Source organism: Streptomyces sp. NPDC045695, from assembly GCF_056432025.1.
The window spans coordinates 618,316-631,082 of sequence record NZ_JBWKJU010000002.1 but is presented as its reverse complement, the minus strand read 5'-3'; the positions used below and the strand labels follow the sequence as shown (position 1 = coordinate 631,082).

Sequence of the window (12,767 nt, the reverse complement as noted above, 5' to 3'; positions counted from 1 at the left end):
GGTGTGGGTCGCCCCCGGTCGGACGCTGGTCAGGGGCCGGTCAGACGCCGAGGGCGGCCGGGGCGGGCTCCGGACCGGGTCCGGGACCGGGTCCGGAGCCGATGATCTGTGCGAGCAGGTTGAGGCCGGGCCGGTCCACGGGTCGGGTGCTGGCGTTGAGGACGACGACTGCGGCCCGGTGTTCGGGGGCTATGGCCAGCAGGCTGCGGTAGCCGCCGGTGCCACCGGTGTGGAACAGGATCCGGTGCCGGTCGCGGGGCAGGTGGGCCGAGGTCCAGCCGGGATGGCTGGCGGCTCTGGCATTGATGCGGTGGGCGGTGGTGCGGGTGAGGGCGATGGCTTCGGCGAGTTCTTCGGGGGCGGGGCCGATCTGGGCCCGGGCCAGCGTGAGCAGGTCGGGCACGGTCGAGTGCAGGCCGCCGGCACCGGCGAGGGCGGCCAGGTGCCAGGGTGGGCGGGGGCGGCCGGTGCGGGAGTGGCCGCCGGCCAGTCGTGCGGTGCGTGCGGGGTCGAGAACCACGCGGGTGTCGGTCATGCCGAGGGGCCGGCAGATCTCGGCCTGGACGAGCGAGTCGTAGTCGGTGCCGGTGTGGCGTGCCAGGGCGAGCCCGAGCAGGCCGGCGCCGAGGTTGGAGTAGCGGAAGCGGGTACCGGGCACCGACCGCAGACGGGTGCGCCGCAATCCGTCCATCATGAGCTCGCCCGTGCAGCCGGCGTAGGGGTCCGCCCGGAACAGGCCGCGCGGCAGGAGGCCTTTGGGCAACCGGGGCAGGCCGGAGGTGTGGCAGGCCAGGTGAGCCAGCGTGATGACCTGACCGCCGCGTTCCGGGGCCGCGATGTCGGGGGGCAACAGGTCGCGGAGCGGCTGGTGCAGCCCCACGACGCCGCGCACGGTCAGCTGGGCCAGGGCCAGCGCGGTGAACGTCTTGGTGACGGAACCGATCTCGAAGAGCGTGCCGGGGTCCGCGCCGTGAAGTGCGGACTCGCCGCCCCGCAGCGCACCCACGACGACGGCGCCTCGCTGTCGGGCGCCGAGCCGCTCCGCCGTTCGTCGTACCAGGTCATCGAGGAGCGAGGTCATGGTCGTCAGGCCTCCGTCCGGCCGAACAGGCGTCGGCCGCCGTACTTCTTGTGTACGGCCTGCTTGGAGACTCCCAGCGCCTCGGCGATCTGCGTCCAGGTCGTCCCCGCCGCCCGCGCCCGGTACACCAGGACCTCTTCCTGTCCTTCCAGACGGCGGCGCAGCGCGGCTGCCTTGCGCAGTGCTGCGAGGGGATCGGCGTTCTCGGTGATCGACGAAATGTCAACTCCAGTCATGAGTCAACCGTAGTTGACTCCCCTGTCGATCGTCAACGTAAGTTGACGAGAGGGGATGTCGAGAGCTGAAGCGCCCCCAGGAGCCGATTGTCACCCGAAGTCCCCGTCTTGAACCGTCGCCCGGGCTCGCGCGCTCACCCTGCGGCTGGTCAGGCGACGCACGGGGAGCTGACGCACGCGCCAGGGGCGTCGCCCTCATCGCCCCACCGGGGCGCTGCGAACGGCTCCGCTTTCATGACGGAACGGTCACGCGCCGACACGTCCGCCGAGCGACCTCGTTGGACCCTGGCATGGAGCAGAAAACCGTTTCACTCCCGGACTGGACCGAATACCCTCCGCCGCAGTGGACGCCCCAGAAGGTCTCCGCTACGCCGATCTACGACGCACTCGAGCGGCAGTGGCTCGCCGAAGGGCGCGAAGTGCCCCGCCGCCCCACCCAGTCGTCCGGTGGCCTGCACCGCAGGACCATCGGCGACCTCTTCCTCCGCGCCTGACCGGACGAGCCGCCACTCGGGGCCGGGGCCCGTCACGCGCATGTCGCCATGACAATCGGATCACCTGATCAGCGTCCCGATGAGGCCGTCCTGGACTTCCTTGGCCACGGATCCGTCGTGCTGGGCACCGCGATGAACTCTCCTACTGGGTACTCGTCGTCAACGGGCCCCAATGGGAAAAGATCCACCCGAACCGAGACCCTCGAAGGCGAACTCACCAGATCTTGACGGTGGAGAGCACCCGCGTGCCGCACGGCGCTAGCGTGGGTTCCATGATCGTATGGCTCAACGGAACCCACGGCGCGGGCAAGACGACGACCAGTGCCCTCGTGCAGCAGCTGATCCCGGATTCACGGGTGTTCGATGCCGAAAAGGTCGGCGAGACGCTCATGGACATCAAGCCGGGGCTGCCCTGGACGGGAAACTTCCAGGACTGGTCGCCGTGGCGGCCGCTTGTGGTCGAGACCGCCCGCCGCGTACTCGACTACACCGGTGGCACTCTGGTGATGCCGATGACCGTCCTGGTCGAGCAGTACTGGCGTGAGATCAGCTCGGGTCTCGCCCAGCATGCGATTCCGGTACGGCACTTCGTCCTGCATGCTGACCAGGACACCCTCCGCGGGCGCATCGAGGGGGACACGGACCTTGGTCCTTCCCCGTTCCGTCTCGCCTACCTAGAGCCCTACGCCGAGGCGGCCCGCACGTGGCTGCACGGTGAGGCCGAGGTCATCGACACCACGCACCTCACGCCCGCCCAGGCCGCCCTGCAGATCGTGGAGGCCGTCAAGAGGTGAGGTCCGCCCGTCGGCCACCGCTACTGGTGACACAAGGGCTGCTGCATGCGCATGTGTGACAAGCGGAGTGCCTCACTGGTGGGGCCCCGTACGCCCCAATCGGCCGGTCCGGGGGGCGGCGGTGCCCCCCGGGCCGGCCGGTGGAGGCGGGGGTCGGGAAGGGTCAGTCGACCACGACGGTGTTCTGGGCGGCGCCGACGCGCCAGGTGCCGTCCTCCTTGACCAGGACATAGAACGGGCGGCCCTCGGGCCGGTCGGCGATCCGGGTGCCGTCGGGGCGGACCGGCTGCTGGCGGACGTTCACCGCGGCGACGTCGGGCCGCAGGAACAGCACGCGCTCGACGTCGTAGACGGCGGTGGACTCGGCCATCGCACCGGGCAGCACCTTGCGGGTGAAGGCCGCGATCTCCTCGAAGCCCGACAGGCGGCTGCCGTGGCCGGTGGTCCACACGGGGTCCTCGCGGCGGAAGACACCCAGGAACCGGTCGACCAGCTCGTTCTGCTGGGCGTGCTCAACCTCGGCTACGAGGCGGCGGATCGCGGCCACCTCCGCGTCGGTCTGCGGACCGTCGGGGGCGCCGAAGACCTCGACCGGCCGGTACGAGCCGGACACCAGCTCGGCCACCACGCTCGGCCGGCCCGGGCGCCAGCCCAGAGCCGTACGGGCGGCGGCGCCGCTGACGCTCTGATCCAGGGCCAGCGCGCCCGCGAAGAGCTCGCCGAAGACCTCGGCGGCCTGCTCCACCGGCACCACCTGCGGGGCGGCGAGCACTCCGGCGGCGCGGCCCGCGGCCCGGGCGAGGTCACGGACCGGTACGGCCGACTCCCCCACGCCGTGCCAGACGGTGCCGGCCTCGGCCCGCTCGACAGCGGCCACGAACAGCTCTGCCAGGTCGTCCACGTGGACCATCGGCCAGCGCACGCCCTCCTCCCCGTAGTACTCGGGCACCCCCTGCTCGCGGGCCCGGTCGACCAGGATGGCGGGGATGCCGCCCCCGCGGCCGTACACGATGCCGGGCCGGACGACGACCGCGCGCACGCCCTCGGCGGCCTCGGCCAACACCCGCTGCTCGATCCGCGGGCGGTAGCCGACGATGCCGAGCGGGTCGGTCGGGGTCTCCTCCCCCACCTCCTGGGCCTCACCGGTGGCGCCGAGCACCCAAACGCCACTGGTGTAGACGAAGGGGCGGCCGGTACCGCGCAGCGGAGCGGCCAGCGCCTCGATGACAGCGGTGTCGACATCGACGTCGCCACTCGGAGGAGCGAGGTGGATCACGGCTTCGATCTCGGGCGTCACCGCACCGGCCAGCGAGGCCGGGTCGGCGGTGTCGCCGACCACCTGGGCGTGCCAGGTCCGGCCGGGCTGCGGCTCGGCGCCCCGGGTGAGCGCGACGACCTGGTGGCCGGCAGCGGCAAGGTGGTCGGTGACAGCGGAGCCGATGTAGCCGGTGGCACCGGTGAGCAGAACCTTCACGACTTTCCCCCTTCGTCGAAAATTTCGATGTCGAAACTATAGGCAGCGCGCATCGGCGGTGTCAAATATTTCCATGTCGAAATGTTAGGGTGGGGTCATGACCGCACAGCAGCCCGAGCAGGCGCAGCAGCCCCAGCACGACGGCGTCGACCGCATCACCGCACAGTGGCGCGCGGTCCGCCCCGACCTCGACACCGCCCCCATGGCGCTGATCGGCCGCCTCTCCCGCGCCTCACGCCTGCTGGAGCGCGGGATCAAGGAAAACCTGGCCGTGCAGGGCATCGAACCCTGGGAGTTCGACGTCCTGGCCACCCTCCTGCGCTCCGGTCCCCCGCACGTCCTCACCGCCGGCGAACTCAGCTCAGCCGCAATGGTCAGCTCCGCGGCGCTCACCAACCGCATCGACCACCTCGTGGAGAAGGGCCTGGTCGAACGGGCCGTCGACCCCACCCACCGCCGCCGGGTACTGATCTCGCTCACCGACACCGGCCAGGAACTGACCAACCGCCTGGTCGAGCACCACCTCACCGGCGAGGAACGCCAGCTCACCGGACTCACCGCAGCCGAACGCGACCAACTGACCGTCCTGCTGCGCCGCGTCCTGCTGACCCTCGGCGACCACGCCGAAGTCCCCACCCTCCGATAAGCCGCGCAGTCATACCCGGGCTCGGGCCCGGACGTCGTCCCGGCCGGGCCCGGACGGGACGGCAGGGCGGCCTCACGACCTCACGACCCTCCCGCCCCTCACGCCCCTCACCCCATCGCGATGACGACCTTGCCGGCCTTGGCGCGGCCCTTCTCTGCGTACTCCATGGCTTCGCGGGTCTGGTCGAAGGGGAAGACGCGGTCGACGACGGGGCGGATCGCTCCGCCGTCGATGAGCCGGGTGAGTTCGCGCAGCTGGTCCCCGCTGGCCTTCATGAACAGGAAGGAGTAGCTCACGCCCCGGCGCTTGGCGTGGCGCCGGGTCGTGAAGCTCAGCGCGTTCATCACCTGCCGCAGGATCGGGTTCGCGCCGAGCTCGCGGGCGAACTCCGCGTCGGGCGGCCCGGCGATGCTGATGACCTTCCCGCCCGGCTTGAGGACCCGCAGGGACTTTTCCAGGGTCTTGCCGCCGAGGGTGTCCAGGACGACGTCGTAGCCGCCCAGGAGTTCCCCGAAGTCCTGGGCGCGGTAGTCGACGACGACGTCTGCGCCGAGTTCCTTGACCAGGGCGGCGTTGGCCGCGCTCGCGGTGGTGGCCACGTGTGCGCCCAAGAGCCTGGCCAGTTGGATGGCGATGGTGCCCACTCCGCCGGAGCCCGCGTGGATCAGGACCCTCTGGCCCGGCTGGACCCGGGCCCTCTCGACCAGCGCCTGCCATGAGGTGAGGGCTACGAGGGGGAGGGAGGCGGCCTCCGCCATGGTGAGGGTGGCCGGCTTGTGGGCCAGGTCGTTCTGGTGGATGGCGATGAGTTCGGCGAAGGTGCCGATGCGGTCCCTGTCGGGCCGGGCGTAGACCTCGTCCCCCACCGCGAACCGGGTGACGGCCGAGCCGACCTGGACCACCACTCCGGCGAGGTCGTTGCCCAGTACGAGGGGGAGGCGGTACGGGAGGATCATCCTGAAGGCGCCGTCGCGGATCTTGAAGTCCAGCGGGTTGACGCTCGCCGCATGGATCTTGACCAGCACGTCGTCGGCGCCCGGCTCCGGAGGGGGCAGCTCGGCGGCGCCCACCGCGGACTGGTCACCGTACTTCTCGATCAGGTAGGTCTTCATCGCCGTCTCTCCGTCTCGTCCGCGCGGGGACGGGATCTCTGCTCGCTTCGGCTGCCCCGGTACGAGATGTTCTCTGGCGTGCACTGCTGGTTCATGACGCCTCACGCCGCTGCGGCGGGCGCGCCTCAGGCCGCGTGCGGCGATGCGGCCAGGCCCTGCTTCACGTGCCGGGTGATCTCGTCGGCGAGGATCTCGGGCAGTCCCGCCTCGATGCCGTCCAGGGCCTGCGCGGCGACGTCGGCGGGGTCGGCCTTCTGCTCGGCGGGAACGCTCGCGGCCATGTCGGTGTCCATGTATCCGACGTGCAGCGCCGAGACGGCGATGCCCCGGGGCGCCAGCTCCTCCCGGACCGCGCCGGTCAGCGCCCAGCCTGCGGCCTTGGCCGCCGCATAGGCTCCGAGGCCGGCCGGGTGCAGCCAGGACAGGACCGACAGCACGTTGAGCACGGCACCGCCGCCGTTGGACTCGATGACGGGGGCGAAGGCCCGCGTCACGGCGAGCGGACCGAAGAAGTTCGTGTCCATTTCCAGGCGCACCTCCTCCGGGCGGCCCGCGATCAGCGGAGTTCCGGTGGAGACGCCCGCGTTGTTGACCAGCAGCGTCGCGTCGGACGCGACGCGGGCCGCGGCCCGGATCGACTGCACGTCCGTCACGTCGAGTCGCAGCGGGATGACTCCCGGAAGGTCCACCGTTTCGGGGCGTCGGGCCGCCGCGTACACCGTCGCTCCGCGCTCGACGAGCTGGGCGGCCAGATGCCGGCCGAGCCCCCGGTTGGCTCCGGTGACCACTGCTACCGCGTCCTTCAGTTCCATGCCCGCTCCTAGTGCCACGGTCGCCGTCGAGCGACCCATCCAAATTAGATGACGACTGCAATCTAACCACTGGTCTACGATAGATGCCAGTCGACATCCAAAAATCGGGAGGTGGCCGATGGGCCGTGTATCGCAGGCGCAGGCGGAGGAGAACCGCCGGCGGGTCGTCGAAACCGCATCCCGCCTCTTCCGGGCACAGGGGACCCACGTCAGCGTCGCCGACCTCATGAAGGCGGCCGGTATGACCCACGGCGGCTTCTACAAGCAGTTCGCCTCCAAGGAGGCACTCATCGACGAAGCCACCGCTCACGCGTTCGGAGAACTGGCCCAGCACCACAGGGACGGGCTGGATCGGTACGCCGGGCAGCGCGACGCCGCCCAGCGGGCGCTGATCGACACCTACCTCTCCGCCGAGCACCGCGACAGCGCGGCAGACGGGTGCCCCGCCGCCGCACTCGTCACCGACATGGCCCGGGAGGGCGGAGACAGCGAGGCCCGCCGCGTCTACACCCAGGGAGTGGGCGACTTCGCCGACTGGCTCGCCACCAAGGACCAGGACGGCATCACCCGGTTGTGCACCATGCTCGGCGCACTCGTCCTGTCCCGGGCCACCAAAGGCTCCCCGCTCTCCGAGGAAATCCTCGCCGCCGCACGCGAGGCACTGACGGGCACAGACTGACCGGAACCACCGGCGCCGGGAACCGGTTGCCCGCCCCGCCCCGCCCCGCCTGTCCGACCGCAAACGCTGCGGGCGGCCCGCTTCCTTCACTCCGTTGCAGAGTGCCCGGGTCGAGGCGCGGGCCTGCCACCTGCCTGGGAGAGCGGCACGCCGCTGTCACGCCGGTCGGCCGCAGAGCCGGCCCGCGAGGTCGTCGCCGGGTGTACTTGGTGGGCGACGACACGGCGACCACGAAGAGCCGTGCCGGCCGTGCCGCCGCGTGAGGCTACTTCTCCGACTGGGTCCATCGCTTGACGATGCGCGGAGCGGAGAGCGGAGCAGGCCAGGTCTGTAGCCGGACCTCCTCGGTCGCCTCGGACTCCTCGTCCGACTCGAGCCAGCGGACGGCAGCGGCGAGATTTCGGCGAGAGGCTCGGGCGCGGATCCAGCCGGCGGGCACGTCGAACCGTGCCGCGCCGTCGAGGTAATCGGTACAGCCCATCAGGACGAGCCGCCCCGAGGGCACGTGGAAGCTCGCCTCGACGACATGGTCGAAGTCGTCGCTGTCGTCATCCGGCCGGTCCGCGAGGAGATCGACACTGACCGCCACGGTGTCGTTGACCGAGGTGCCGATGGCCAGGGCGTCTTCGAGGACGCCGAGCCCATCCAGGACGGTCCGTTCGTTCCACACGTCACTCAAATCGCCTTCGGATTCCTCGTCCAGGACATGGATCTGGAAGTAGTCCGCGAAGAGCTCGAGATGTGTCGCCACGGAGGCATCATCCCTGCTAGCCCTGGAACCGCAGCACAGGGGGGAGGCTGTCTCCGACGGGGCCGTCGGCCGGGTGATCCCGGCCTGACGACGCAAACCACCACGAGCTACGCGGTGTCCGTCGGATCAGGCCGGTCCTGCTGCCCGGCCGCCAGCGCCCGGAAGGCCGCCGTCGCGCGGCGGGCGACTGCCTCGGCGTACGGCACGAAGACAGCCGGGTCGGCGTGGTCGGTGAGGCGCAGGCGCACCGCGACCTCCAAGGTGTGGGTCGTGTGGTAGGCGAGCCGGTCGGGGACCAGCGCTTTCGCGAACCGTTCGATCTCCCACTCCCACCATGTGTACCGGGTCGCCATTCCGTTCGCGATGCTCTCTGTGCTCACGACTGCCAGACCGTAGGCACCGGACGGCCTCCGCATGAGGAGGATCCGGTCCGGGTGGTAGGCGTCGGCGCGCCACTGGCCCGCGTACAGGTGCCCCGTCGGCATGTCCGGCGGTGTCCTGAGCCGGGTGGCGTCCGGCAGGCCGGACCAGGTGAAGTGCACCCACCAGCCGTGGCGCACCTCGTACGGCCTGTCCTTGACGGCGCTGATGCCGGGCCGGCCAGCAGCCTCCAGGGCCGCCGCGGTCTCGGTGATCGCCCGGGCCACCTTGCGTACGGTCTCCTCGCGGGCCTGCTCGTTGCGTACGGAGGCGTGAACGCGCTGCCACCAGGCGTCGATGTCACCGACCGCCTCCCGCAGCTCGGCGGGCCAGGCCGGCGGCGTCTCCCCCCGCGCCGCCAGCTCCCGCGGAGTGCTCCCGCCCGGCAGCGGTCGGTCTGCGGCCGCCTGGCGCCACTCCCACTCCTCGAACCGGGCCCGGGCCTCTTCCCGCCGCCGTTCCTGCTCCCGGTAGGCACGTCGGCCCGCCTCGATGCGCTGGGCCTCCTGTTCGGCGATCCGCCGCTCCACGGCCTCCCGCACGGGCCGGTAGGCGGCCACCGCGGGCTCCACCCGGTCCAGCATGACCGCCGCGGCCTTCCCGTACGCCGCCGCTGCCCACCGCCGGCTCACCAACCGCCTGCGCCATCGCCGGAGACGCGCCTCGACCCGCTCGAACTCCGCTATGGCGGGGGTGAGTTCACTCAGGCAGGCGAGGGTGGCGGCGTTCCAGGCGGCCACCTCCTGGGGCGTGGCGTCCGCGTGTACGCGGGTGCGTGACAGGCGGGAGGAGCCGAGCAGGTCCGGGACCGGGCCCTCGGCCCCGTGGATCTCCTCAGGGAACCAGTACAAGGTCACGAGACCGGTGTCGGCGATCGCGTGGTGCCGCCACGACAATTTCAGGGCCATGGGCGAAGGATGCCCACAAGGACCGTTCCGAAGTCCCCACCGGACAGCGTCCAGGTCGATTCCTTCGAGGTGCACTCGCCGGGCGTTTCCGGCTTTCAGTTGAAGACGTCCAGGAGGTCCGCCCAGGAGCCTGCGTCGGCGGCGGGGCGGGGCCGCATCGGGAGCGGATCCGGGTAGGTCTCCGCTGCGGCCCTGGCGCGGAGGGTGTCCGGCCCGCCGCACGCCGCGACCGCGAAGGACCCGAAAACCTTGGCGAACGCGGCCGGGTCGCGGAACTCCACGCCGAACGCCCGGCCGTCCCGCAGCGGCACCCACACCACCCGGTCGGACCGTGTCCATTCCCGCACCGGCTGGTCGTCCACGGTTGACCGCCCCTCCAGCCACAGCCGAGCCACGTGCAGCAGGTTCACCTTCTCCATCGGCAGCCCCTTGCGCCGCACCCGCAGTTCACTAGCCGTCAGCTCGACGCGCTGGTCCTTCTTCGGGTACCAGACGACGCCGATCCCGAACGGCACCCACAGCAGGATCCCGATCAGCGGCCAGACCAGAGCGTCGCCCCACGACCGGAGCAGCCCGCCGTCCAGCAGGTACAGGGCGCCGAAGACCGCAGCCCACTTCGCCGTCATCCGCCAGAACCCGGTGCCCTGCCGGTACAGGACCCGCCGCTTGTCCGTCATCGCCATGCCCTCACGCTACCCACCGCCCTGTAGCTCTCCGTGAGGAGGTGGGGAACGCCCGCACGGCCCCGTGATGACGTGGTTGCAAGAGGATGCGCCGTCGGCGGTTCCTGCCACGGGTTCAATGCTCGGAGACCTCGCGGGCGTATCACTCGTCGGCATCTGGATCTGGACCGTCGACGATCTGCTTCGCCACGACCCTTGCCTCTGGCGGCTCGACGCGTCAGACGCGCGCCCGAACGGCAACCGCGACCAGAGGGGCCCGTCCTTCCTCACCGGCATGGGGCGGAGACCGCTCAGCGGTCTTGTCCATGTCGCCAGAGGACGTGGACGACACGCATCACCGCAAGACCGCCGGCGACCCAAGCCCCGCCGACCAGGAGGAACTTCTCGGCCGCAGGAGGAAGGTTCCAGATGGCGACAGGCCCGGCGATCGTCGCGAACACGACGGCACCGAGGAAGCACGCGCTCAGCAGCGCGTAACCGATCTCAACGGTGATCTCGTCCCGCTCGGCCTGGTTCCGTCGTCTCGTCGTCATTGCTGAAGAGTCGCATCGGGCGGGCCGGAGGTCCATGAAGTCGGCCGGCCTTGGCCGATTCCTCGACGCGAGCGCGAGTGCGGTCGGCGGGGGCCGGCCAGCAGGCTTCCCGGTACGGCGCGAAGTCACGGCTCCGGTTCCGGCTCCGGCTCCCGTTCCCGCTCCCGCTCCCGTTCCGGGGTGTCGCAATGGCCTCCCGTGCTCCGCAAGCGCCGGAGATTGGATACCCTCGCGGTGACTTCGGGGCGTCGGCAGGAGCTGGATCGCCGCTAACAGGGGGATGGTTCCTTATGAGCAGTGCACCTTCGGCCGACTTCTTCCAGCCGCTCAAGGCGGACGATCCGACCGTCGTGGGCGGCTACCGCCTGGCGGCGGTGCTGGGTGCGGGCGGCATGGGCAAGGTGTACCTCTCCTACACGCCCGGCGGCCGGCCCATCGCCATCAAGGTGATCCGGGCCGAGTTCGGTGAGGACCCCGAGTTCCGGCGGCGCTTCCAGCAGGAAGTCCGGTCCGCGCAGCGGGTCCAGGGCCTCTACACGGCGCCGGTCATCGACTCGGACACCGAGGGGGCCCAGCCCTGGCTGGCCACCGCGTACGTCCCCGGCCCCTCGCTCGCGCACGCCGTGGCCCGTCACGGCGGACTGCCGTCGAGCAGCGTGCTGTTGCTGACGGTCGGGGTCGCCGAGGCCCTCCACGTCATCCACGGCGCGGGCATCGTCCACCGCGACCTGAAGCCCGCCAACGTCCTCCTCGCCTCCGACGGTCCGCGCGTCATCGACTTCGGCATCGCCCGGGCGGCCGACAGCACCGCCCTGACCAACACCGGCGTCAGCATCGGCACCCCGGCGTTCATGGCGCCCGAACAGGCGTCGGTGGGTACGATCACCCCGGCCACCGACGTCTTCGCCCTCGGCCTGATCGCAGCCTTCGCCGCGACCGGGGCGTCCGTCTACGGTGACGGGCCTTCGCACGCGGTGCTCTACCGGATCGTGCACGAGGACCCCGACCTCAGCGGGCTCCCCGCGGAGCTGCGGCCCGTGGTGACCCGCTGCCTCAGCCGTGACCCGGCCGACCGCCCGTCCCTGAGCGAGATCATCGAGCTGTGCAACGAAGCCTCGCCCGTCCCGCTGCGCCAGGGCGAGGACTGGCTGCCGCGCGATGTGACCGGCTCCATCACCGAGCGGCTCCAACTGCCCACCCCGGTGCCGACCCCGCCGCCGCATCCGCCCACCGAGGCGGTGACCCCTGGTCCGGCGCCGAGCGCGGCTCCCACCCCGACGGCGCTGCCGAGTACCCCGGCGTCGCCGTACACGCCGACCTCCGTGGCCGCCGCGCCGACGCATGCTGCGCCGACACAGGCCGCGCCGGCTCAGCCCGCTCCGGGGGTGGCGCCGCCCGGCTACCGGCCGCAGCCGCCGTATCCGCACCCCGCGCACCCGCAGGCCTCGTACCAGCGGCCCCCGTACCCGCAAGCCTCGTACCCGCCGGGTCACGGCATGCCGCCGACCTACCCCACCCAGGGATTCGTACCGACCGCCCCGACCCGCCCCAAGCGGACCGGCTTGATCGTCGCGGGGGCCGTCGTGGCCGCGATCATCGGGCTCGCAGTCATCGGGTCCCTGCTGCCGGACAACAAGGACAAGGGCGGCGACTCCAAGGCGTCCAGCGGGGGTGCGGCCGGCGGCAGTGCCTCCTCGGGCGCGTCGCAGAAGCCGGCCGAGCCGCAGCCGGTCTCGTATCAGGGCATCGACGTGCCGCAGAACCACCAGCTGATGTTCGCCGACAACCCGCCGCGCCCGGCCGAGGAGCCCACCGGCGCGGGCGTGTTGTACGGCCACGCCGACCTCTACTACTACCGGGACAGGATGTTCGGCGACGAGAAGGTGGGCACCGCCAACGGGAAGCTGGTCCTGCTGAACAACACGGAGAAGGGCTCGCTGGAGACCTGCCGCACCGTGACCCGCTTCACCGATGACGTGGGGATCGACCAGCTCACGGACGGATCGCAGATCTGTGTGCTGAGCAAGGCCGGTCACGTCGCGGTGGCGACCTTCCGCGGCAAGTCCGGCGCGAACGAGCCGAGCAAGTACCTCACCGTCGACCTCACGATCTGGCGCAACGCCGAGGACGTGAAGAAGAGCTAG

Annotated in this window: 14 protein-coding genes; 5 read left to right on the top strand and 9 right to left on the bottom strand. The window is 71.2% G+C overall.

The features are described from left to right. Positions 1–40: 40 nt before the first annotated feature. Together AC07DU_RS06140 and AC07DU_RS06135 are read right to left on the bottom strand one after the other, a co-directional pair. On the bottom strand, positions 41–1,081 hold the full coding sequence (locus AC07DU_RS06140; protein ID WP_479109820.1) for a serine hydrolase domain-containing protein: 1,041 nt from the start codon (positions 1,079–1,081) through the stop codon (positions 41–43). Positions 1,082–1,086: 5 nt separating this feature from the next. Continuing rightward, complete coding sequence (locus AC07DU_RS06135; protein WP_479109818.1) at positions 1,087–1,317, bottom strand: hypothetical protein; 231 nt, start codon at positions 1,315–1,317, stop codon at positions 1,087–1,089. A gap of 290 nt (positions 1,318–1,607) precedes the next feature. Between AC07DU_RS06135 and AC07DU_RS06130 the strand changes: the two genes are divergently transcribed. After that, positions 1,608–1,811, top strand: a complete 204-nt coding sequence (locus AC07DU_RS06130; protein WP_453370483.1) for a hypothetical protein — start codon at positions 1,608–1,610, stop codon at positions 1,809–1,811. Between the two features lie 272 nt (positions 1,812–2,083). After that, complete coding sequence (locus tag AC07DU_RS06125; protein ID WP_453370484.1) at positions 2,084–2,605, top strand: P-loop nucleotide/nucleoside kinase family protein; 522 nt, start codon at positions 2,084–2,086, stop codon at positions 2,603–2,605. A gap of 163 nt (positions 2,606–2,768) precedes the next feature. Here the strand turns inward: AC07DU_RS06125 and AC07DU_RS06120 are convergent, their stop codons facing one another. After that, positions 2,769–4,079, bottom strand: a complete 1,311-nt coding sequence (locus tag AC07DU_RS06120) for an SgcJ/EcaC family oxidoreductase (protein ID WP_479109815.1) — start codon at positions 4,077–4,079, stop codon at positions 2,769–2,771. Positions 4,080–4,176: 97 nt separating this feature from the next. Here AC07DU_RS06120 and AC07DU_RS06115 point away from each other — a divergent pair, with 97 nt between their 5' ends. Next, positions 4,177–4,725 (top strand): MarR family winged helix-turn-helix transcriptional regulator, encoded by a 549-nt coding sequence (locus AC07DU_RS06115; RefSeq protein ID WP_479109813.1) that lies wholly within the window; start codon positions 4,177–4,179, stop codon positions 4,723–4,725. A gap of 107 nt (positions 4,726–4,832) precedes the next feature. Here the strand turns inward: AC07DU_RS06115 and AC07DU_RS06110 are convergent, their stop codons facing one another. Then, positions 4,833–5,837: an NADP-dependent oxidoreductase gene (locus AC07DU_RS06110; protein ID WP_479109811.1), complete on the bottom strand. Its 1,005-nt coding sequence runs from the start codon at positions 5,835–5,837 to the stop codon at positions 4,833–4,835. Positions 5,838–5,962: 125 nt separating this feature from the next. Then, entirely contained in the window at positions 5,963–6,649 is a 687-nt protein-coding gene (locus AC07DU_RS06105) for an SDR family oxidoreductase (RefSeq protein ID WP_479109809.1), read from the bottom strand. Positions 6,650–6,767: 118 nt separating this feature from the next. On the opposite strand from AC07DU_RS06105, the gene AC07DU_RS06100 reads away from it, so the two are divergent. Beyond that, positions 6,768–7,328 (top strand): TetR/AcrR family transcriptional regulator, encoded by a 561-nt coding sequence (locus AC07DU_RS06100; protein WP_360893196.1) that lies wholly within the window; start codon positions 6,768–6,770, stop codon positions 7,326–7,328. Between the two features lie 265 nt (positions 7,329–7,593). Here AC07DU_RS06100 and AC07DU_RS06095 read toward each other — a convergent pair whose 3' ends face one another. From AC07DU_RS06095 to AC07DU_RS06080, 4 genes are all read right to left on the bottom strand, one after another. After that, positions 7,594–8,079 carry a hypothetical protein gene (locus AC07DU_RS06095; RefSeq protein ID WP_479109807.1) on the bottom strand — a complete coding sequence of 162 codons (486 nt, stop codon included), beginning with the start codon at positions 8,077–8,079 and terminating at the stop codon, positions 7,594–7,596. Between the two features lie 107 nt (positions 8,080–8,186). Next, positions 8,187–9,407 carry a hypothetical protein gene (locus AC07DU_RS06090; protein WP_479109806.1) on the bottom strand — a complete coding sequence of 407 codons (1,221 nt, stop codon included), beginning with the start codon at positions 9,405–9,407 and terminating at the stop codon, positions 8,187–8,189. A 95-nt stretch (positions 9,408–9,502) separates the two neighbouring features. After that, entirely contained in the window at positions 9,503–10,090 is a 588-nt protein-coding gene (locus tag AC07DU_RS06085; RefSeq protein WP_479109804.1) for a hypothetical protein, read from the bottom strand. A gap of 290 nt (positions 10,091–10,380) precedes the next feature. Beyond that, on the bottom strand, positions 10,381–10,623 hold the full coding sequence (locus AC07DU_RS06080) for a DUF6332 family protein (protein WP_479036505.1): 243 nt from the start codon (positions 10,621–10,623) through the stop codon (positions 10,381–10,383). A 290-nt stretch (positions 10,624–10,913) separates the two neighbouring features. On the opposite strand from AC07DU_RS06080, the gene AC07DU_RS06075 reads away from it, so the two are divergent. Continuing rightward, entirely contained in the window at positions 10,914–12,767 is a 1,854-nt protein-coding gene (locus AC07DU_RS06075) for a serine/threonine-protein kinase (RefSeq protein ID WP_479109802.1), read from the top strand.

Excerpts from the sequence above, each read along its gene's own strand:
- AC07DU_RS06140 (WP_479109820.1), bottom strand. The coding sequence starts at position 1,081 with ATGACCTCGCTCCTCGATGACCTGGTACGACGAACGGCGGAGCGGCTC.
- AC07DU_RS06135 (WP_479109818.1), bottom strand. The coding sequence starts at position 1,317 with ATGACTGGAGTTGACATTTCGTCGATCACCGAGAACGCCGATCCCCTC.
- AC07DU_RS06130 (WP_453370483.1), top strand. The coding sequence starts at position 1,608 with ATGGAGCAGAAAACCGTTTCACTCCCGGACTGGACCGAATACCCTCCG.
- AC07DU_RS06125 (WP_453370484.1), top strand. The coding sequence starts at position 2,084 with ATGATCGTATGGCTCAACGGAACCCACGGCGCGGGCAAGACGACGACC.
- AC07DU_RS06115 (WP_479109813.1), top strand. The coding sequence starts at position 4,177 with ATGACCGCACAGCAGCCCGAGCAGGCGCAGCAGCCCCAGCACGACGGC.
- AC07DU_RS06110 (WP_479109811.1), bottom strand. The coding sequence starts at position 5,837 with ATGAAGACCTACCTGATCGAGAAGTACGGTGACCAGTCCGCGGTGGGC.
- AC07DU_RS06105 (WP_479109809.1), bottom strand. The coding sequence starts at position 6,649 with ATGGAACTGAAGGACGCGGTAGCAGTGGTCACCGGAGCCAACCGGGGG.
- AC07DU_RS06100 (WP_360893196.1), top strand. The coding sequence starts at position 6,768 with ATGGGCCGTGTATCGCAGGCGCAGGCGGAGGAGAACCGCCGGCGGGTC.
- AC07DU_RS06090 (WP_479109806.1), bottom strand. The coding sequence starts at position 9,407 with ATGGCCCTGAAATTGTCGTGGCGGCACCACGCGATCGCCGACACCGGT.
- AC07DU_RS06085 (WP_479109804.1), bottom strand. The coding sequence starts at position 10,090 with ATGGCGATGACGGACAAGCGGCGGGTCCTGTACCGGCAGGGCACCGGG.
- AC07DU_RS06080 (WP_479036505.1), bottom strand. The coding sequence starts at position 10,623 with ATGACGACGAGACGACGGAACCAGGCCGAGCGGGACGAGATCACCGTT.
- AC07DU_RS06075 (WP_479109802.1), top strand. The coding sequence starts at position 10,914 with ATGAGCAGTGCACCTTCGGCCGACTTCTTCCAGCCGCTCAAGGCGGAC.